Source organism: Microbacterium capsulatum (assembly GCF_030865425.1).
GTDB classification, from domain to species: Bacteria; Actinomycetota; Actinomycetes; order Actinomycetales; family Microbacteriaceae; genus Microbacterium; species Microbacterium capsulatum.
The window spans coordinates 136552-156252 of record NZ_JAVFCB010000001.1 but is presented as its reverse complement, the minus strand read 5'-3'; the positions used below and the strand labels follow the sequence as shown (position 1 = coordinate 156252).

General features: G+C 72.0%; 21 protein-coding genes. 8 read left to right on the top strand and 13 right to left on the bottom strand.

Translation table 11 applies throughout. From position 1 onward, the window contains the following. Window positions 1-28 precede the first annotated feature (28 nt). Window positions 29-1006 (bottom strand): 4-hydroxy-tetrahydrodipicolinate synthase, encoded by a 978-nt coding sequence (gene dapA, locus RBR11_RS00735; protein WP_308487378.1) that lies wholly within the window; start codon window positions 1004-1006, stop codon window positions 29-31. 96 nt (window positions 1007-1102) lie between these two features. Between dapA and RBR11_RS00730 the strand changes: the two genes are divergently transcribed. Further along, a complete protein-coding gene (locus RBR11_RS00730; protein WP_308487377.1) occupies window positions 1103-1642 on the top strand; it encodes an NUDIX domain-containing protein in 540 nt (179 codons plus the stop codon). A gap of 22 nt (window positions 1643-1664) precedes the next feature. Here the strand turns inward: RBR11_RS00730 and RBR11_RS00725 are convergent, their stop codons facing one another. Genes RBR11_RS00725 through RBR11_RS00715 form a run of 3 tightly spaced genes read right to left on the bottom strand, consistent with a single transcriptional unit; the run spans window position 1665 to window position 3757 of the window. Continuing rightward, window positions 1665-2426, bottom strand: a complete 762-nt coding sequence (locus RBR11_RS00725) for an SDR family NAD(P)-dependent oxidoreductase (RefSeq protein WP_308487376.1) — start codon at window positions 2424-2426, stop codon at window positions 1665-1667. A 48-nt stretch (window positions 2427-2474) separates the two neighbouring features. Then, window positions 2475-2951 (bottom strand): dihydrofolate reductase, encoded by a 477-nt coding sequence (locus tag RBR11_RS00720; protein ID WP_308487375.1) that lies wholly within the window; start codon window positions 2949-2951, stop codon window positions 2475-2477. Then, on the bottom strand, window positions 2948-3757 hold the full coding sequence (locus RBR11_RS00715) for a thymidylate synthase (RefSeq protein WP_308487374.1): 810 nt from the start codon (window positions 3755-3757) through the stop codon (window positions 2948-2950). Before RBR11_RS00715 ends, RBR11_RS00720 begins: the two co-directional genes overlap by 4 nt. Before the next feature lie 111 nt (window positions 3758-3868). Between RBR11_RS00715 and RBR11_RS00710 the strand changes: the two genes are divergently transcribed. Both RBR11_RS00710 and RBR11_RS00705 read left to right on the top strand, forming a co-directional pair. Further along, a complete protein-coding gene (locus tag RBR11_RS00710; RefSeq protein WP_308487373.1) occupies window positions 3869-4312 on the top strand; it encodes a TlpA family protein disulfide reductase in 444 nt (147 codons plus the stop codon). Further along, window positions 4309-4800 carry a DUF4395 domain-containing protein gene (locus tag RBR11_RS00705; protein WP_308487372.1) on the top strand — a complete coding sequence of 164 codons (492 nt, stop codon included), beginning with the start codon at window positions 4309-4311 and terminating at the stop codon, window positions 4798-4800. The genes RBR11_RS00710 and RBR11_RS00705 overlap by 4 nt, the downstream gene beginning before the upstream one ends. A 49-nt stretch (window positions 4801-4849) precedes the next feature. Here the strand turns inward: RBR11_RS00705 and RBR11_RS00700 are convergent, their stop codons facing one another. Further along, window positions 4850-6070, bottom strand: coding sequence for a four-carbon acid sugar kinase family protein (locus tag RBR11_RS00700; RefSeq protein ID WP_308487371.1), 1221 nt, complete (start codon window positions 6068-6070; stop codon window positions 4850-4852). A 157-nt stretch (window positions 6071-6227) separates the two neighbouring features. Here RBR11_RS00700 and RBR11_RS00695 point away from each other — a divergent pair, with 157 nt between their 5' ends. Together RBR11_RS00695 and RBR11_RS00690 are read left to right on the top strand one after the other, a co-directional pair. Continuing rightward, window positions 6228-7472 (top strand): PucR family transcriptional regulator, encoded by a 1245-nt coding sequence (locus RBR11_RS00695; RefSeq protein WP_308487370.1) that lies wholly within the window; start codon window positions 6228-6230, stop codon window positions 7470-7472. A gap of 74 nt (window positions 7473-7546) precedes the next feature. Then, window positions 7547-7972, top strand: coding sequence for an OsmC family peroxiredoxin (locus RBR11_RS00690; RefSeq protein ID WP_308487369.1), 426 nt, complete (start codon window positions 7547-7549; stop codon window positions 7970-7972). Window positions 7973-8002: 30 nt separating this feature from the next. Here the strand turns inward: RBR11_RS00690 and RBR11_RS00685 are convergent, their stop codons facing one another. Further along, window positions 8003-8452, bottom strand: a complete 450-nt coding sequence (locus RBR11_RS00685) for a hypothetical protein (protein WP_308487368.1) — start codon at window positions 8450-8452, stop codon at window positions 8003-8005. Then, a complete protein-coding gene (dapB, locus tag RBR11_RS00680) occupies window positions 8449-9195 on the bottom strand; it encodes a 4-hydroxy-tetrahydrodipicolinate reductase (protein WP_308487367.1) in 747 nt (248 codons plus the stop codon). The genes RBR11_RS00685 and dapB overlap by 4 nt, the downstream gene beginning before the upstream one ends. A 62-nt stretch (window positions 9196-9257) precedes the next feature. Between dapB and RBR11_RS00675 the strand changes: the two genes are divergently transcribed. After that, entirely contained in the window at window positions 9258-9728 is a 471-nt protein-coding gene (locus tag RBR11_RS00675; protein ID WP_308487366.1) for a GNAT family N-acetyltransferase, read from the top strand. 4 nt (window positions 9729-9732) lie between these two features. On the opposite strand, the gene RBR11_RS00670 is transcribed toward RBR11_RS00675, so the two are convergent. From RBR11_RS00670 to RBR11_RS00655, 4 genes are all read right to left on the bottom strand, one after another. After that, window positions 9733-10335 (bottom strand): histidine phosphatase family protein, encoded by a 603-nt coding sequence (locus tag RBR11_RS00670; RefSeq protein WP_308487365.1) that lies wholly within the window; start codon window positions 10333-10335, stop codon window positions 9733-9735. Between the two features lie 73 nt (window positions 10336-10408). Beyond that, entirely contained in the window at window positions 10409-11476 is a 1068-nt protein-coding gene (locus RBR11_RS00665; protein WP_308487364.1) for an aldo/keto reductase, read from the bottom strand. Between the two features lie 203 nt (window positions 11477-11679). Further along, entirely contained in the window at window positions 11680-13956 is a 2277-nt protein-coding gene (locus RBR11_RS00660) for a polyribonucleotide nucleotidyltransferase (RefSeq protein WP_308487363.1), read from the bottom strand. 138 nt (window positions 13957-14094) lie between these two features. Further along, window positions 14095-16017 carry a GDSL-type esterase/lipase family protein gene (locus RBR11_RS00655; protein ID WP_308487362.1) on the bottom strand — a complete coding sequence of 641 codons (1923 nt, stop codon included), beginning with the start codon at window positions 16015-16017 and terminating at the stop codon, window positions 14095-14097. Between the two features lie 199 nt (window positions 16018-16216). Between RBR11_RS00655 and RBR11_RS00650 the strand changes: the two genes are divergently transcribed. Together RBR11_RS00650 and RBR11_RS00645 are read left to right on the top strand one after the other, a co-directional pair. Next, window positions 16217-16390, top strand: a complete 174-nt coding sequence (locus tag RBR11_RS00650; protein ID WP_308487361.1) for a DUF5302 domain-containing protein — start codon at window positions 16217-16219, stop codon at window positions 16388-16390. 141 nt (window positions 16391-16531) lie between these two features. Next, window positions 16532-17713 (top strand): coiled-coil domain-containing protein, encoded by a 1182-nt coding sequence (locus tag RBR11_RS00645; protein ID WP_308487360.1) that lies wholly within the window; start codon window positions 16532-16534, stop codon window positions 17711-17713. 92 nt (window positions 17714-17805) lie between these two features. On the opposite strand, the gene RBR11_RS00640 is transcribed toward RBR11_RS00645, so the two are convergent. Then, window positions 17806-18450 (bottom strand): FMN reductase, encoded by a 645-nt coding sequence (locus tag RBR11_RS00640; protein ID WP_308487359.1) that lies wholly within the window; start codon window positions 18448-18450, stop codon window positions 17806-17808. 1 nt (window position 18451) lies between these two features. Then, window positions 18452-19666 (bottom strand): LLM class flavin-dependent oxidoreductase, encoded by a 1215-nt coding sequence (locus RBR11_RS00635; protein WP_308487782.1) that lies wholly within the window; start codon window positions 19664-19666, stop codon window positions 18452-18454. Window positions 19667-19701: the final 35 nt, after the last annotated feature.

Here is a 19701-nt window from a genome sequence, read left to right as displayed (position 1 = left end):
GCGCGCGGCCGTCCGTCGCGGACCCGCCTCAGCGGGTGGTGCCGTGCACCCTGGGGAGCGCGCCGCCGGCGGCGGCGTTGCGGTCGGGCCGGAAGTCGGAGAAGTCCGCTCCCGGGATGTCCTTGACGAGGGCGAGCTCGTCCTCGATGGCCGCGGCCTCCCACTCCTCCGGGCCCACCAGCGGCAGGCGCACGCGCGGGCTGCCGATGCGGCCGAGGCCGTGCAGGATGTACTTCGCGGACACCGTGCCGGGCACGTGCGTCATCGCGGCGCGCACGAGCGGCTCGAGGCGCTTGTGCTCGGCGGTGGCGGTGGCCAGGTCGCCGCGGTTCACCGCGTCGACGATCGTGCGGTACGGCGCGGAGGTGATGTTGGCGGTGACGCCGATCAGGCCGGTCGCGCCGATCGACAGGTGCGGCAGCACGTTCGCGTCGTCGCCGGAGAAGTACATCAGGTCGGTCTGGTTCAGCACGCGGCTGACCTCGGAGAAGTCGCCCTTGGCGTCCTTCACGGCGAGGATGTTCGGGTGCTTGGCGAGGCGCAGGATCGTCTCGTACTTGATCGGCACGCCGGTGCGGCCGGGGATGTCGTAGAGGATCACCGGCAGGTCGGTCGCGTCCGCGACGAGGCGGAAGTGCGTCAGGATGCCCGACTGGGTCGGCTTGTTGTAGTACGGGGTGACGATCATGATGCCGTCGGCGCCGGCCTTCTCGCTGGCCTTGTACAGCTCGATCGCGTGCGCGGTCTCGTTGGATCCGCCGCCCGTGATGATCTTCGCGCGGCCGGCCGCGACGTCCTTGCCGACCTCGACGAGGCGCAGCTTCTCGGCGTCGGTGAGGGTCGAGGTCTCGCCCGTGGTGCCGGTGACGACGATGCCGTCGGCACCGTCCGAGATCACCCGATCCATGTGCTTCTCGACGGAGGGCCAGTCGACCTCGCCGTCGGCCGTCATCGGGGTGATGAGGGCGACGAGCACCTGTCCGAAGGGATTGCCCGAGTGCGTCATGGTTCCAGAGTAGTGGTTCCCGGTGATGCTCATGCTGTGCCGGTGGAGCGGACGGGCTCCCCTGGTCCGCTCGGTTCGGCTCGGTAGGCTCGCGGCATGGCCTGGCAGACGCGCGCATCCCGCACCGTGTACGACAACCGCTGGATCTCGGTGCGCGAGGACGCGGTGACCGGGCCGTCCGGCGACGGCGTCTACGGGGTCGTCACGATGAAGCACCCGGCGGTGTTCGTCGTCGCGCTCGACGACGCGGAGCGGGTCTGCCTCGTCACGATCCAGCGGTACACGACCGGGCGATCGGTCGAGGTGCCCGCGGGCGGCAGCGACGGCGAGGATCCGCTGCGCGCCGCGCAGCGCGAGCTGCGCGAGGAGACCGGCTTGGAGGCCGAGGAGTGGGCCCCGATCGGCGTGATGAACGCCCTGAACGGCATCGCCGTCGCCCCCGAGCACGTGTTCCTCGCCCGCGGGCTGCGCGCCGCCGCGGACAGCGCGCACACGCAGGCCGAGGAGGGCATCGACGACGTCTTCTGGGTCCCGTTCGGCGAGGCGCTGCAGATGGCGGCGGACGGCCGGATCGCCGACGGCGAGACGATCGCGGCGCTCGCGTTCGCCGGGATCCGCCTGGGCCGGTTCCGCTGAGACCGTTCCGCTGAATCCGAGGTCAGAGGCGGCCGCGACGGGCCATGCGGGAGGTGAACGAGCGGGGCAGGACGCCGAGCAGGGCGACGACGACCTTGTACCGCAGCGACGGGATCGACACCGCCCTGCCGCGGGCGGCGTCGCGCAGGCCCTCCCTGACGACGTCCTCGGCGTCCAGCCACAGCACCCGCGGGACGCCCTCGCGCCCGGGCTCGAGGCCCATCCGGGCGTGGAAGGTCGTGTGCACGAATCCGGGGCAGACCGCGGTCACGGTGACCCCGTCCGCGGCGTACTCGGCGTTCGCCCACCGGCTGAACCCGATCAGCCAGCCCTTGCACGCCGAGTAGGTGGAGCGGGAGAGGAAGCCCGCGACCGAGGCGACGTTGACGATCCTTCCGCCGCGGCCGCGCATCACCCCGAGCGCGGCATGCATGAGCCGCATCGGCGCCTCGACGTGCAGGCGCAGGTGGCGCACCTCGTCGTGCACGTCGTTGTCGGCGAAACGCAGCGGCAGGCCGAAGCCGGCGTTGTTCACGAGCACGTCGATCGGACGGTCCCGGTCGGCGATCCGCTCCGCGACCCGGCGCAGATCCTCCTCCTCGGTGAGGTCGGCGGCGATCACCTCGACCTCGACCCCGAACTCCTCGCGGAGGTCGGCGGCGAGCGCGTCCAGCGCGTCGCGGGACCGGGCGACGATCACCAGGCCGGCGCCGCGCTCGGCGAGCTGGCGGGCGAACTCCGCGCCGAGACCGGCGCTGGCGCCCGTGATGAGTGCAGTGGGCATGCGATGCCTCCTTCGGCGGTCGGCGTGCGGCGAGCGGGTGCGCGGCGGTCAGCGCTCGTAGGCGAGGAAGCGGTAGCGGATCCCGGTCCGGCTGGTCAGCCACTCCCCCTCGGACACCAGGCGGAACCCGTCGCGCGACGGGGCGAACGCGTCGCCGGGGACGTCCACGTCGAGCTCAGTGATCTCCAGGCGGTCGGCCTCGCCGATCACCTGGCGGAAGATCTCGCCGCCGCCGATGATCCAGGCCTCGTCCAGCCCGTCGGTCGCCTCGGCGATCGTGCCGGCCCTGCGGGCGCCCGCGGCGCTCCAGTCGGGCTGCCGGGTGATCACGACGTTGTCTCGGCCCGGCAGCGGGCGGAACCGCTCCGGGAGCGATTCCCAGGTGCGCCGGCCCATGATCACCGGGGCGGTCATGGTGAGCGCCTTGAAGTGCACGAGATCCTCCGGCAGGTGCCACGGCATCACCCCGCCGGCGCCGATCACGCCGCCGTGCGCCTCGGCCCAGACGAGTCCGGTCCGGGTCATACGGCCACCGCCGCCCGGATCGCCGGGTGGTGCCGGTAGTCCTCCACGGCGAAGTCCTCGTAGGCGTAGTCGAAGATCGACTCCGGCGTCCGGGTGATCCGCAGCGTCGGGTACGGGTAGGGTTCGCGGGTGAGCTGCTCGCGCACCTGCTCGAGGTGGTTGTCGTAGATGTGGCAGTCGCCGCCGGTCCATACAAAGTCGCCGGGTTCGAGGCCCGTCTGCTGCGCCACCATCAGGGTCAGCAGCGCGTACGAGGCGATGTTGAACGGCACGCCGAGGAACAGGTCGGCGCTGCGCTGGTAGAGCTGGCAGGACAGCTTCCCGTCGGCCACGTAGAACTGGAACAGCGCGTGGCACGGCGCGAGCGCCATGTCGGGGATGTCGGCCGGATTCCAGGCCGAGACGATGATGCGCCGTGAGTCCGGGGAGTTGCGGATCTGGTCGATCACCTGCTGCAGCTGGTCGATGTGCCCGCCGTCCGGCGTCGGCCAGGAGCGCCACTGCACGCCGTAGACCGGGCCCAGATCCCCATCGGCGTCGGCCCACTCGTCCCAGATCGTGACGCCGTTCTCCTGCAGCCAGCGCACGTTGGAGTCGCCGCGGAGGAACCAGAGCAGCTCGTACGCGATGGACTTGAAGTGCACGCGCTTGGTGGTGATGAGCGGGAACCCCTGCGACAGGTCGAAGCGGATCTGACGCCCGAACACGCTGGTCGTGCCGGTGCCGGTGCGATCGTCCTTGTGCGTGCCGGTGGCGAGCACGTCGCGGAGCAGGTCTTCGTACGGCGTGGGGATCGCGTCGCTCATGCGTTTCAGCGTACCGGCGACGACGCGGACGCGGGCCGGGACGGATCGGGGAACCCGACTTGATCCGTCATATCCGGCCCCCGGCCCCGCGCCCGGACGTAGCCTCGGAGCATGACGCTCCCGATCGCCCTCGTCGCCGCCGCCGCGCTGCTCGCGGTGACGATCCTCGCGGGCGTGCTGCTGCGCCGACGCGACGGGCGGGGCGTCGCGGTCGCCGGGGATCTGCACGTGGATCCGGCCGACCTGCCGACCGCGCTCGGCGCGCGCGCCACGCTCGTGCAGTTCAGCACCGAGTTCTGCGCCCGCTGCCCGCACGTGCGGCGGCTGCTCGGCCACATCGCCGCGGAACGGCCCGGCGTCGTGCACGCCGACGTCGACCTCACCCATCGCGCCGACCTCGCCTCGCGCTACCGCGTGCTGTCCACCCCGACAACCCTGCTCGTGGATCCGGACGGACGGATCCGCTCCCGCTTCACCGGCGTCCCGACCCGCGCGGCCGTGCTCGCGGCCCTCGACGGCGCCGACCACACCTACGCCCAGGAGGACCGCTCATGACCGCTCCCGCCGGCATCGACCCCCGCGGACCCCGCTTCGCGGCGTGGATCACGTCCGTACTCGTGCTCGTCGCGACCGTGCTGGGGCTCATCGGACCGGGCGCGGCCGACGGCCTCGCCCAGCGCGCGACCCAGCCCGCGTTCCTGCTCACCCTCGTGATCGCGCTGCTCTTCCTGTGGGGCGTGCTCTCGCCGCGCACCCAGCCGTGGGGCGCGCTGTTCCGCACCGCCGTGCGCCCGCGGCTCGCACCGCCGACGGAGCTCGAGGATCCGCGGCCGCCGCGGTTCGCTCAGGGCGTCGGGCTCTTCGTCGTCGCGGTCGGGCTGATCCTGCATCTGGCCGGCGTGCCCTGGGCGCTGCCGATCACGACCGCGATGGCGTTCGTCGCCGCGTTCCTGAACGCGGCGTTCGCCTTCTGCCTCGGCTGCCAGATCTACCTGCTGCTGCAGCGCGCCGGGATCCTCGGCCGCGGATCCGCCGCCACCTGACCCGGCGCGCAACGACCGCGCGCGCATCACCGGGACCGAGCCCGGCCCGTCACATCCCGAGGATCTGACGGCACATCATCACGAGCGTCTCCGGCGAGCCGGTGCCGCCCTGCTTGCTGAGCAGCGTGAGTCCGGCGAACGGACCCGCGGCGATGCGCGCGCGGGGGCACAGCGGCTCGATCTCCACGTCCGGCACCAGGGTGTCCGAGCCGAGCGCGCGGACCACGGCGGTCGTGGTGAGCCCGCCGCTGGTGACCACGCCCTGGCAGCGGTTCGGCCCGTCGGCCGAGAGCTGCAGCAGCCGCTGCGCCGCCGCGGCGATCCCCTGGGCCAGTCCCCAGCGGTCCTGCTCCCCCGCGTTCTTGTCGTGGAGGCCGATCACGCGGTGATGCGCCATCACCTCGCGCGCCTGCGCGGGCGTCCAGCGCATCGACTCGGCGGCGCTCGTGACGAGGGCGCGGGTGCCGTACGTCTCGGCGACGCGGGCGAGCTGCGCCTGGTCGGGCGGCAGGTCCCCGGGCAGGGCGATCAGCACGAAGCCGTCGCGGCCGAGGTCCGGGAAGTGCCGCAGCCAGCCGCCCGTGCTCGCGGTGAGCACGCGATGGCCGTGCTGGTGCAGCATGTCGGCGGCGCTCGCCGCGGTCGCCAGGTGCGACTCGAGGGTGCCGTCGAAGACGAAGGTGCGCTCGCCGCGGGCGATCCAGTCCAGCATCCGCTGGCCTGTCACGTTCCCGCCCTGGGTCAGCGATCCGAGGTCGACGAGCCGGGCGCCGGGGATCCCGAGCCGCTCGCGCACATCGAGGTTCACCCCCGAGCCGAGGCTGATCAGGGCGCCGTCCACGCAGACCCGCCCGGAGGTCGGGTAGGCGGGGATGACGAGCAGCACGTCGAAGGGCCCGGCGGCCCCCGGATCGGGGCGCTGCTCGGCGAGCAGGCCCGCGACGAGGGTCTGCGGGGCGCCGTTCAGCTCTGCGTTGAGGCGGACCTCGAGCCGGCTGCAGCCGCTGTCGCGCAGCCAGGCCGCCCAGGCGGCGACGTGACCGGCCTTGTCCACGCCGGCGTGGTGCAGATCCAGGTCGACGACCACGGCGTCGACCGGACCGTCGGGCGGGACCCGGTCCTGCACGATGACGGGCCGCAGTCCGCGCTGGCGGAGCCGCGCGGCCGAGGCGACCGCGCCCTGCAGGTCCTCGGCGAGGACGCCGAGCGCAGGCGCGGCGTCGAACGCGTCGGCCCGCCCCGAGGGGGCGCCGGTGAGGGGGCTGGGCACGCATTCTCCGTTCGGGTCCGCAGCGACGGGTTGTTCCGAGACCAAACATATAGATCACGCGAGGCGCCGGACAGCCGTGTGCCGACTCGCGCGGACGCGGTACGATCCCCGCAGACGACTGTCCCGAGCTCTTCGGGACGCGGGATCGGAGAGCGCGGTGAGCGTCAAGGTTCGGCGCTTCGCGCTGCAGTATCTGAACGAGCTGACACAGGTGTTCAGTCAGTCGCTGAACGTCAGCGCGGTCCTCACCGACCATCTGCTCATCGAGTGCGCCAGGGCCGTCCCGGACCACCTCACGGCCGCGGGCCTGGCCGCGTTCCCCGCACCGCAGCGGTTGAGCACGCTCACATCGCTCGAGAAGCTCGTCGATCCGGTGACCCTCCCCGGCAACGCGGGTCTGGGTGTGCCGCCGGTCGTCGTCGTCCCGCTCGCCGTCGAGCACGAGCACCCGCTGTTCTATCTGTGGCTCACAGGTCTCGATGGGCTCGCCGCCGAGCAGCTCGCGTGGATTCATCAGGTGGCGCAGGTGACCCTCGCCGCCCTCGTCGACAGCGGGGCGTTCACGGAACCGCAATGGCAGGATCCCGAACTCGGACGGCTGTTCCGCACGGGTGATCGCGCCGCGATCGACGCCCTGGTGGCGAATCCGGAACCGGGACGCGAACTCCTACACGACGACATCTTCGTCGCGGTGGCCGTCGTGCTGTCGACGAGCGAGAGCGAAGCGGAATCGGATCCGCACCGGAATCGGCTCCTGTCGGTGGCCGCGTCACTGAGCGACCTGTGCCCGCCCTCCCGACGGATGGTGGTGCTGGGCGACAAGGCGTGCTACGTCCTGTACGCACCGGGCCCCGGTCCGGCCCAGGCGTCTCTGCCGGAGCGCTGCAGGGCGCTCGCGTCGGATCTCATCTTCCGCTCGGGCAGCCCGGGGAACGAGCCGCCGTGGCTCGTCGCCGTGAGCTCCTCGGTGACGAGATCGCCCGGCACAGCAGTGTGGCAGGCCCGGGCGGCGGTCCATTTCGCCTTGCGGATGGGCTGGCATCACCGCTCCCTGGCCTGGAGCGAGGTGGGCCACCTGCGCCCGCTCTCCCTCGTCGAGGACGCGCTGCTCGCGGAGCAGTTCATCCCTCCCGGCATGGCGGACCTCCTCGGCGATCCGGAATCCGCCTATCTCCTCTCCACGCTGCGCAGCTTCCTGAATCATGGCGGCGCCATCAAGGACGTCGCCGAGGAGCTGTTCCTGCACCGTGCCAGCGTCTACCACCGGCTGCGCCGCGTCGAGGAGCGCACCGGGTTGGATCTGTCCTCCGGCAACGACCGGCTGCAGGCGCACCTGGCCCTCGCCGCGAACGACATCGTCAGCCGTCGCGTCCCCGTGCCGGGCGGCGCGACGGGCGCCTGACCCTCCGGTTCCTCGACCCCGGACCCGGTCGATAGGCTGGCAGGCATATACCCACCCCCGATCGGAGGAACCCCATGTCCGTCACGAGCGAAGCCGCTGCCACCTGGACCGGAAGTCTCATCGAGGGCGAGGGATCCGTGTCCTTCTCCTCGTCGCACCTGGGCACGTTCCCGATCAACTGGAAGGCGCGCTCCGAGGGGTCCGACACGACCACCACGCCGGAGGAGCTCATCGCCGCCGCGCACTCGTCGTGCTTCAGCATGGCGCTCTCGAACGCTCTCGCCGGGAACGGCACCCCGCCGGAGCGCGTGGACACGACCGCTTCGGTGACCTTCAAGCCGGGCGTCGGCATCACCGGCAGCCACCTCAACGTGAACGCCTCGGTCCCGGGTCTGGACGCCGAGACGTTCCAGCGCCTCGCCGAAGAGGCCAAGGTGGGCTGCCCGGTCTCCGCCGCGCTGACCGGCATCGAGATCACCCTCGAGGCGACCCTCGCCTGAGCCTTCTCCGGGCTGACGCCCCTTCGGGCGTCAGCCGAGGCGGTCCGCCTTCGACAGGCGGATCGCCTCCCGGATCGCGGCGCGGGCGTCCTTGCGACGACCCGCCGCATCCCGCACCACCCCGAGCCGGTACTGGGCGCGCCAGTCCGCCGGCGACTCGGCCGCCGCCGATCCGTACTCCGCCAGCAGCCGCTCCGCGTCCGCCGGCAGCAGCCGCCCGTTCGGGGACAGCTCCTCCGGCGCCTCCGGCATCCCGCCCTCCGCGTCCAGCGCACGGCCGAGTCGGTCGGCGGCGAGGCCGAACTGCAGCTCGCGGACGAGGGCCCAGCCTCCGATCAGGGCGAGCGCGATGAGCGCCGCCCCCATCGTGACGGCGAGCGGCTGTCCGCCGGAGAACAGCGCCACCGCGTACCACCCCGCGACGGCGACGTAGAGCACGAGGACCGCGGCCATCAGGCCGACGCCGATGCGCGAGGTCATGCGCGGGGCCGGATACCCAGGTCGATGACGTTCTCCAGGCCCACCACGACGCCGCGCAGGTCACGTGCGTAGGGCAGGGCGAGGCGGATCCCGGGGGCGTACGCCGCCTCGGGCTGCACGGTGTCGTGCACGATCGAGAGCGACTCGCCCGCGCCCGAGAGGATGACCTCCTGCTTCGCGATCACACCGGGCCGGCGCAGCGAGTGCACCGGCACGCTCGCGACCTGCTGCCCGCGGGCGCGCTGATCGACGTGCGGGGCGTCGACCGGACCCTGCGCCGCGCGCGCGGCGGCGATGAGCTCGGCCGTGCGCACCGCGGTGCCGCTCGGCGAATCGATCTTGGTGTGCTGGTGCGCCTCGACGATCTCCACGGACCGGAAGAACGGTGCCGCGATCGTGGCGAGCACGGTGCCGATCACCGAGCCGAGCGAGAAGTTCGGGACGAACAGCGCACCGGTGCCGGCGGCGTCGATGAGGGGGCGCACCTGCGCGATCCGCTCGGCCGACCAGCCCGAGGTGCCGACGAGCAGGTTGATCCCCCGCTCGGTCGCCGCGCGCACGACCTCGACGCTCGATCCGGGCGTGGACGCGTCGACGACGAGCCCTGCCCCGTCGAGCTCGTCCATGCCGCTGCGCGAGCCGAGCACCGCGCCGATCTCGAACCCGTCGAGCTCGTCGATCACGGAGCGGATGATGGTCCCGAGCTTGCCGGAGGCGCCCACGAGGGCCACGCGCGTCGTCATGCCCCCAGTCTATTCAGCGCGGCGCGTGCCCTCGGCGGCTCCGCGGGGCTTAGCGTCGGAGCATGCCCACGTTCCGGATCGCGTCCCCCGAGGACGCGGACGCCCACGCCGTGCTCGTCGACTACTTCACGCTGCGCGCGGCGGAGTTCCCGGGCGGGGCCTACTCCCCCGCGTATCCGACGGCGGCGGCGTTCCGTGCCCCGGACGGCGTGTTCCTGCTCCTCGAGGACGAAGGCCGGATCGTCGGCTGCGGCGGCATCCGGCGCCTGTCGCTGCCGGAGGAGGGATCCGTGTTCGAGGTCAAGCACGTGTTCCTGCGCCCGGAGACGCGCGGCCGCGGCTGGGGTCGCCTGCTGCTAGAAGAGCTGGAGGCGAGGGCCCGCGCGTGGGATGCCGCCGCGCTCGTGCTGGACACCCACCACACGCTCGAGTCCGCCGGCCATCTCTACCGCCGCAGCGGCTACACCGAGATCCCCCGCTACAACGACAACCCGAACGCGACGCGCTGGTACCGCAAGGACCTGGCGGGCTGACGGCTCAGACCGTCAGCGGGTCCGGGAGGCCGGTGCGCAGCTCCATCGGGAGGTGGCTGAGGTCGTTGTGCGAGAGCAGGCTCCACGGGCGGCCCTGCTTCTGCGAGATCACGGTGAGGCCGCAGTTCGCCTGGTTCAGCGTCATCCAGCGCCACTCCGGCGCCTCGAGCACCTCGCGCACGAACCACGAGATCACGAAGTTGTGCGTGATGAGCACCTCGTGCACATCACCCGGCTTGCGCACGAGGAACTCGCTGACCGCGTCGGCCATCTGCGCCCTGCCGGCCTCGATCTCCGCGTCCGTGACCGATCCGAAGAACGGCTCGAACGCGGCGGGCGTGTCCTCGGTCATGCCGGTCGGCACGCAGTCGAACAGAAGCGCCGACTCCTCGGCCTCGACCGACGGGATACGCTCGGAGACGGCGCGCGCGGTTTCCACGGCGCGCAGCAGCGGCGAGTGCCAGATCGCGTTCAGCGGCAGACCCGACAGCCGGTCGGCGACGAGCTCGGCCTGACGGCGGCCGCGGGGCGAGAGGGGTCCGTCGGCGAGACCGTGCTCGGCGTCCTGATGTTCGCCGTGCCTGACCAGATAGATGTAGTGCGTCACAACCCGTTCGCCTCGTCTCCGACGATCCTGCCGGGACTTCCAGCCTATGCCACGCCCCGCAGAAGCCGTGCGCTCAGCTCGCCGCCCTGGTCAGCTCGGCGATCTGCGCGCGCCCGAGCGTCACACCGGCGCCCTGCATGAGCTCGTCGACCTGCTCGGTCGCGAAGGCGTTGACGATCGGAGCCGTGACCGTGCGCTGCGCGAGGAGCCAGGCGATCGCGACGGCCGCGACGGGCACGTGCTGCTCCTCCGCGACGATGTCCAGCGCGCGCAGCACCTTGATGCCGCGCCGGTTGATGTTGCTGCGCAGCTGCATGCCGCGCACGCCCTGCAGTGCGTGCTTCGAACGGTGCCGTCCGGAGAGGAACCCGTGCTCGAGCGCGTGCGACGGCGTCACGGCGAGCCCCTGGGCCGCTGCGACGAGGCGCAGGTCGCCTTCGAAGTCGTGCCGGTGCAGGAGGTTGTACGGCTCATCCAGGACGGCGATGCGCGGGTAGCCGGCCGCGGAGAGGATCCGCGCCTCCACCAGCCGTTCCGGGCGGAACGCGAACGCTCCCAGCGCACGCACCTTGCCTGCCTCCACGAGCCATTCCGCGGTCGCGAGCGTGTCCTCGAGAGTGCTGCCGTCGTCGACACCGCCGTCGAGGTAGAGCACGTCGATCCGGTCGACGCCGAGACGCGTCAGCGATCCCTCGACGGCGCGGACGAGATTGACCGAGCCGAGACCGGGGTTGTCGGGGTGCGCCCCGACGCGGACGCTCAGGACGATGTCGTCGCGGTCGCCGCGAGCCGCCAGCCATCGGCCGATGATGTGCTCGCTGCGACCGGCGGCGAAGCTGTCGGCGGTGTGCACGGCGTTGCCGCCGAACTCGACGTAACGGTCCAGGATCCGGGTGGCGGTCTCGGCGTCGGTGTTCCAGCCGAACTCCGCGCCGCCGAGGATGAGCGGGAAGGTGCGGATCCCGGTCTCGCCGAGTTCGACCCGCAGGCCGGTCCCGACTCCGGGGCCGATCACCGGGATCGGGGCGGACGGGTGCGGCTGCAGCGCGGGCGCCTGCGCGACGCCGTGGGCGCTCCCGCCGGGCGCGACGGAGGCCGTGGCCGTGTCCGGGCCGGCGGTTCCGACACCGAAGAGACGCATGCGATCACCCCCGTGCTGCTGCGTTGCGTGTGTTCCACGCACCCCCCGGTGCGCTTCCCTTAGAGAGTAAGGGAGCCCATATGCAGATACGTGCATTGAGGGCTTTCCTCGCGGAACATTGCGTAACAGTTGAGTCACGCATGCGGAAAAGGCCCATCATGTCCTTTCGTGCGGACATGACGGGCCTTTTCCGGCTACGAGGATCAGGCCTCGGCGACCTCCACGACGGGCTCGGCCGCCTCGGCCGGGGCGTCGTCGAGCACCGGCTCGAGCGACAGCTTGCCGCGGTCGTCGATCTTCGTGATCTTCACGAGGATCTTCTGGCCGACCGAGAGCACGTCGTCGACGTTCTCCACGCGCTTGCCACCGGCGAGCTTGCGCACCTCGGTGACGTGCAGCAGGCCGTCCTTGCCCGGGAGCAGGGAGACGAACGCGCCGAACGTGGCGATCTTGACGACCGTGCCGAGGAACTGCTCCCCGACCTCCGGGTTGGTGGGGTTGGCGATCGCGTTGACCTGGGCGCGGGCGGCCTCGGCCGAGGGGCCGTCGGTCGCGCCGATGTAGACGGTGCCGTCCTCCTCGATGGAGATCTGCGCGCCGGTCTCGTCCTGGATCGCGTTGATCGTCTTGCCCTTCGGGCCGATCAGCTCGCCGATCTTGTCGACCGGGATCTGCACGCTGATCACGCGCGGGGCGGTCGGCGCCATCTCGTCCGGGCTGTCGATCGCGGCGTTCAGCACGTTCAGGATCGTCAGGCGGGCGTCCTTGGCCTGGGTCAGCGCGCCGGCGAGCACCTCGGAGGGGATGCCGTCGAGCTTGGTGTCCAGCTGGATCGCGGTGACGAACTCGCTCGTGCCGGCGACCTTGAAGTCCATGTCGCCGAGGGCGTCCTCGGCGCCGAGGATGTCGGTCAGCGCCGCGTAGCGGGTCTCACCGTCGACCTGGTCGGACACGAGGCCCATGGCGATGCCGGCGACGGGCGCGCGCAGCGGCACACCGGCGTTCAGCAGCGACAGGGTCGAGGCGCAGACGGAGCCCATCGAGGTGGAGCCGTTGGAACCGAGGGCCTCGGACACCTGACGGATCGCGTACGGGAACTCCTCGCGGGTCGGCAGCACCGGCACGAGGGCGCGCTCGGCGAGGAAGCCGTGCCCGATCTCGCGACGCTTCGGCGAACCCACGCGGCCGGTCTCACCGGTCGAGTAGGGCGGGAAGTTGTAGTGGTGCATGTACCGCTTGCTCGTCGTCGGGGACAGCGAGTCGATCTGCTGCTCCATCTTGAGCATGTTCAGCGTGGTGACGCCCAGGATCTGGGTCTCGCCGCGCTGGAAGATCGCGGAGCCGTGCACGCGCGGGATGACCTGCACCTCGGCGTCGAGCGGGCGGATGTCCGCGAGGCCGCGGCCGTCGATGCGGACGCCCTCGGTGAGGATCCGGCCGCGCACGATCTTCTTCGTGACCGACTTGTAGGCGGCGGAGAACTCGCTGAGCGCGACCTCCGCCTGCTCGCCCGCCTCGACGGCGGCGGCGAGCTCGGCCTTGACGCGGTCCTTGATCGCGTCGTCGGCGTTCTGACGCTCGATCTTGTCGGCGATCTGGTAGACGTCGACGAGCTCGGCGTAGGCGCGGCTCGACACGAAGTCGTAGGTCTCCTGGCTGTACGGCAGGAAGACCGGGTAGACGCCCGGCTCCTTCGAGGCCGACGCGGCGAGCTGGGCCTGCGCGTCGACGAGCTGCTTCAGGAACGGCTTCGCGGCCTCGAGGCCCTGCGCGACGATGTCCTCGCTGGGCTTGGTGGCGCCGGCCTTGATCAGGTTCCAGCTGCCCTCGGTGGCCTCCGCCTCGACCATCATGATCGCGACGTCCTCGGAGCCGTCCGCCTTGGTGACGACGCGACCCGCGACGACGAGGTCGAAGACGGCCTCGGCGACCTGCTCCACGTTCGGGAACGCGACCCACTGGTCGGCGTTCTCGCCGTGGCCGGGGATGAACGCGAGGCGCACACCGGCGATCGGGCCGGAGAACGGCAGGCCGGAGATCTGGGTCGACGCCGACGCGGCGTTGATCGCGAGCGCGTCGTAGAACTCGCCCGGCGCGATCGAGAGGACCGTGATGACGATCTGGACCTCATTGCGCAGGCCGTCGACGAACGACGGACGCAGCGGGCGGTCGATCAGACGGCAGACCAGGATCGCCTCGGTCGAGGGACGGCCCTCGCGACGGAAGAACGAGCCGGGGATCTTGCCGGCGGCGTAGGAGCGCTCCTCCACGTCGACGGTCAGCGGGAAGAAGTCGAAGCCCTCGCGCGGCGACTTGCTCGCGCTGGTCGCGGAGAGGAGCATCGTCTCCTCGTCGAGGTAGGCGGCGACCGCGCCCTGCGCCTGCTGGGCGAGGCGACCCGTTTCGAAACGGATCGTGCGGGTGCCGAAGCGGCCGTTGTCGAGCACGGCCTCGGTGGCGGTGATTTCAGGACCTTCCAAGAGGTCTCTCCTTCTTTGTTTAGGCTCGCTCTCCCGTGTGGAGCGCGAGCATGGACGGATGCGCACAGAGGCATCCTGTTCGATCCTATCAGCGCGGGGCATCGACGCCCGCGAGCACAGGGAATGCGCGGGAGCCGCTCAGGCCTCGCTCGGCTCGCGCACCCCGCGCTCGCGGCCGAGCCGCACGTAGCCGTCGTGCTTGGCGCTGCGGCCGTCGCCCGCGGCACGGCCGTGCAGCCGCCGCCACACCCACGGCAGTGCGTGCCGCAGCCACCAGGCGCCGGCCCCCGCGCGCTCGATCCCGTGCAGCGCCTCGTCGAGCGCGGAGAGCTCGTCGGCCAGCGGCACCCCGAGCGCGACGCCGGCCCGGTACGCGAGGAAGCGGTGCCCGTGCGGGGACAGGTGCACGAGATCCTCGCCCCAGTTCTCCCGCTCCGCGAGCTGCGGATGCAGATCCGTGTCGACGAGGATCGCGCCGTGCCGCTCGGCGATCCCGGCGAGCGCGGAGGCCCAGGCCGAGAAGCGCCGGGCGTAGATCCGGGCGGCGGGGTTGCCGGGCAGGAACGGTGTGACCAGGAGCACGTCGGCGCCGATCTCGCGGAGCCGGCGCACGGCGTCCTCCAGCCGTGCGGCGAGCGCGGGGATCACCACGCGGCGCTTCACCAGATCGTTCGCACCGACGAGGATCGAGACGAGGTCGGGGCGCAGCTGCAGCGCCCGGTCCAGCTGCGTGCCGCAGACGTCGGAGACCCGCTTGGAGCGGATCGCGAGGTTCGCGTAGTCGAGGGGCTCCCGCGCAGCCAGCAGCAGTGCGAGACGATCGGCCCAGCCGCGCAGCCGTCCGTCGGGCCCCGGATCGCAGAGCCCCTCGGTGAGCGAATCGCCGAGCGCCACGTACCGCTGCCACGGCTTGCGCTCCCCCGTCCGCGGCAGCTCGGGCCTCCTCGTGCGGCCGGCGCGGAGCCCGGCGTCCACGCCGTGCAGCCCCCGCGCCTCGTCGAAATGCCCGAGCAGCTCCTCGCACACGGCGCCCCAGCTGCGCTGCTCGACGGCCGCGCGCCCCGCGCGCCCGAACGCGCGGCGCTTGCGCGCGTCGCCGGCCAGATCCTGCACCCGGGCGCGCAGATCCTCGAGGTCGCCCGGCCGGTACAGCCAGCCGTCGATCCCCATCCGGACGAGGTCGAGGGGGCCGCCACGGCCGGTCGCGATCACCGGCACACCGCTCGCGTGCGCCTCCTGCAGCGTCTGCCCGAACGTCTCGCTCTCCCCCGGGTGCACGAAGACGTCGAACGAGGCCATGATCTCGGCGAGCTCGGCGCCGGAGCGGTGGCCGAGGAAGACCGCCTGCGGAAGGAGGGTCTCCAGCTTCGGGCGGGACGGCCCGTCCCCGACGATCACGAGGCGCACGCCGGGCACATCCGCGAGCACCCGCAGATCCTCGACCTGCTTCTCCGGCGCGAGCCGCCCGACGTAGCCGACGACGACGTGGCTGTCGCGGTGCTCCCAGCGGGCGAGGCGGCGCTCGGGGTGGAACCGCTCCGCGTCGACACCGCGGCCCCACCGCCGCACCCGATCGACGCCCAGCCGGGCGAGCTGCTGCTCGGACTCGGTGGACGGCGCGAGCGTCAGCGTGGCCCGGCGGTGCAGCCGGGCGATGTGCGCCTCGGCGAGCGCGGTGGTCAGCGAGACGCCGTAGCGGGCCGTGTACGCGGCGACGTCGGTCTGGTAGGCGGCGACCGCGGGGACGCCGATCCGCTCGGCCGCGAGAACGCCGCGCCAGCCGAGGGCGAACGGCGAGGCCAGGTGCACGACGTCGGGCTGGAAGCGGGAGAGCGCCGCCGACAGCCGGTGCGCGCTGGAGGTGCCGACCCGCACCGTGCGGTAGCCGGGCAGCGCGACCGACGGGATCGGCTCGATGCGGGCGCCGCCGATCTGGCGGGGCATGTCGACGGCGGCGGGCGCGTACACCCGGGCCTCGTGGCCGTGGCGCTCCAGGTGGCGGAGGATCTGCAGGACGGATCCGGTCACGCCGTTCATGTGCGGGAGGAAGGACTCTGTCACGATCGCTGCTCTCACAGGTTCAGGATCCCGCCCGGCCGGCCCCGGATCCGCCGGAATCGGCCCGATCGCGCAGTGTTCACCGGATGCACCGCCTCCGGTCACCGTCCGTCCGCCGCGGCGCCCCCTCCCGGTCGCCGCGGCGTCGCCACACGGTTCCGAACCGTTCTGCGGGCGACGGCACGGGTCTAGGCTGACGGCCATGAGTACCGACGACACCGCCGCATCGGATATGAAGCGCAAGTTCAAGGAGGCGCTCGACAAGAAGAACGCCCAGCACCGCCGCGGTGAGGCGCACCTGGACGGCGACTCCGCCGTGCACGGCACGCACACCGCCGCACAGACCAAGCGCGAGTTCCGCCGCAAGAGCGGCTGAACCCGCACCGGCACGGACGGGGGCGTCGACGAGCGATCGTCGGCGCCCCCGTCCGTGTCTGCAGGATGAACCGCGCCGCCGGATCCCGCCCCGCCGCGCATGTGTCGCTGATCCACAGGGTTCGGGGTTAGCGTCGAAACCGTGACCGAATCGAGGGCGGCTCTGGGGGGCCGCGCAGAGATCCGGCGACCTGCGCGTCCCGTCCTGGCCGCCGCGGCCATCGGCGCCCTGCTGGCGGCTCCGCTGCTCCTGCCGGCGGCCCCCGCGCACGCCGACGACTACCCGTCCTGGCAGGACGTGCAGAACGCGCAGGGGAACGAGCAGGCGACGCAGGACGAGATCGGCAAGGTCAGCACCGCGCTCGCCTCCACGCAGAAGCAGGCCGCCGAGGCCTCCACCGCGGCGCTCAAGGCCGGAGAGGCGTCCGCGACCGCCCGCACACAGGCCGACGACGCCTCCCGGCGCGCCGACGCCCTGACCGCGCAGGCCGACACCGCCCAGCAGGCGGTGCAGCAGGCGCACGAGCAGGTCGGCTCGATCGCGGCGGGGCGGGAGCGCACCGACACGACGGCGCCGCTCGCCGTGCGGCTGTTCACCTCGGCCCATCCCGACGAACTGCTCACCCGCCTCGGCGTCATGCAGCAGCTCGACTCGACGTGGTCGGAGCTCGGCGCCCGGGCGATCGAGCAGCAGGGCGTCGCGACCTCGTTGCAGGCGCAGGCGCAGGCGGCCCGCAAGGCCAGGGACGACCTCGCCGCGGCGGCGGATCGGGCCGCGAAGAAGGCGCAGGAGGCCGCCGACGCGGAGGCCGCGGCGGTCGCGGATCTGCAGGGGCACGTCACGACGCTGTACGCCCAGCTCGCGACGCTGAAGAACACCACCGCCGACGTCGTGCGCCGGTACCAGATCGGTCAGGCGGTCGCCGAGCAGGCACGGGCGCAGGCCGCCGCAGCCGCCGCTGCGGCGGCACAGCAGGGCTCCGGCGGATACGACCTCAGCGGCTACGGCGTGAACGTCGACCCCGCCGGCGCGCAGGCGTACGCCCGCGGCCAGCTCGGCAACTACGGCTGGAGCGACGGACAGTTCGGCTGCCTGCTGAACCTGTGGAACCAGGAGTCCGGCTGGCGGGCCGACGCGCTCAACCCCGACAGCGACGCGTACGGCATCCCCCAGTCCCTCCCGGCCGACAAGATGGCCGCGGCCGGGCCCGACTGGCGCACCAACGGCGACACCCAGATCGACTGGGGCCTCAGCTACATCCAGAACCGCTACGGCTCCCCGTGCGGCGCCTGGTCGCACGAGATGGCCTTCAACTGGTACTGATCGCGCGACGACCCGCAGCCGCACGACCCCCGACGCGACGACGGGCATGTCCCCACCGTGGTGAGGAACATGCCCGACGTCGATCCGGAGTCCTACTCCCCGGCGAGCCCGCCGAGCAGGTGCCCGAAGGAGCGGCCCTCGCCGAGGTAGTTACCCGGGTCGAAGGGATCCGTGTCGGCGACGGGTTCGCGCCGGGCCATCGCCTCGGCGAGCTCCCTGGCGCCGCGTTCGATCCGCGTGCTGAGCGGCGCGACGTCGTCGGCCTTCGCGCCCCAGTCGCTGGAGGCGGCGAACACGCCGGTGGACACCGGCTCCGCGTGCAGATAGGTGAACAGCGGGCGGATCGCGTAGTCGATCGCGAGCGAGTGCCGGGCGGTGCCGGCGTTCGCGCCGATGAGCACCGGCTTGCCGGTGAGCGCGTCGGGGGCGAGCACGTCGATGAACGACTTGAACAGACCGGAGTAGCTCGTCGAGAAGATCGGCGTGACGACGATCAGGCCGTCCGCGGACACCACCGTGTTGATCGCCGAGTCCAGCGCGGGCGGTGCGAACCCGGTGAGCAGGTTGTTCGTGATGTCGTGCGCGAGGTCGCGCAGCTCGATCACGTCGACGCTGACCTCGGAGCCGAGCTCGCCGAGCCGGTGCGCGGTCTCGGCCGCGAGCCGATCGGCCAGCATGCGGGTGGACGACGGGTTGCTGAGCCCTGCGGAGATCACCGCGATGCGACGGGCGCCCATCTCAGTTCGCCGCCTTCGTGGCCGCCGCGCCGAACGCGGATCCGGAGACGGCCGGCATCGCGCCGCCGTCCTGGTACGGCGAGCCCGCGGTCAGGTTGTCGCCGCGGTTCGCACCGGGTCGCGCCTCGCGCGAGGGTCCGTCGCCGTACACGGCCTTGACCCGGGCGGCGTGCGTCGGGGCGTCCGGCACGGAGGCCGGGCGGTTCTGCGCGAGCTCCTTGCGGAGCACCGGCACGACCTCGCCGCCGAGCAGGTCGATCTGCTCGAGCACGACCTTGAGCGGGAGCCCTGCGTGGTCCATGAGGAACAGCTGACGCTGGTAGTCGCCGTAGTAGTCGCGCATCGCGGCGTAGCGGTCGATGACCTGCTGCGGCGAGCCGACGGTGAGCGGCGTCATCTCGGTGAAGTCCTCCATCGACGGGCCGTGGCCGTAGACCGGGGCGTTGTCGAAGTACGGACGGAACTCGTTCACGGCGTCCTGCGAGTTCGCGCGCATGAACACCTGGCCGCCGAGGCCGACGATCGCCTGCTCGGGGGTGCCGTGACCGTAGTGCGCGAAGCGCTGACGGTAGAGCTCGATCAGGCGCTGGTAGTGCTCCTTGGGCCAGAAGATGTTGTTCGCGAAGAAGCCGTCACCGTAGTAGGCGGCCTGCTCGGCGATCTCCGGCGTGCGGATCGAGCCGTGCCAGACGAACGGGGCCACGCCGTCGAGCGGGCGCGGCGTGGCGGTGAAGCCCTGCAGCGAGGTGCGGAACTTGCCCTCCCAGTCCACGACGTCCTTGGTCCACAGCTCGTGCAGCAGCGCGTAGTTCTCGATCGCGAGCGGGAGGCCCTGGCGGATGTCCTTGCCGAACCAGGGGTAGACCGGGCCGGTGTTGCCGCGGCCCATCATCAGGTCCATCCGGCCGCCGGACACGTGCTGCAGCATCGCGTAGTCCTCGGCGATCTTCACCGGGTCGTTCGTGGTGATCAGCGTCGTGGAGGTCGACACGATGAGGCGCTCGGTCTGCGCGGCGAGCGCGGCGAGGAAGGTCGTCGGGCTGGACGACCAGAACGGCGGGTTGTGGTGCTCGCCGATCGCGAAGACGTCGAGGCCGACCTCCTCCGCGTGCTTGGCGATGGTGAGCGTGTTCTGGATGCGCTCGCGCTCGCTGGGGGTCTGGCCCGTCACCGGGTTCCGGGTGATGTCGCTGACCGACATGAGGCCGAACTGCATGCCCGACCAGGTGCTGGACTCGCTCACTGTTCTCT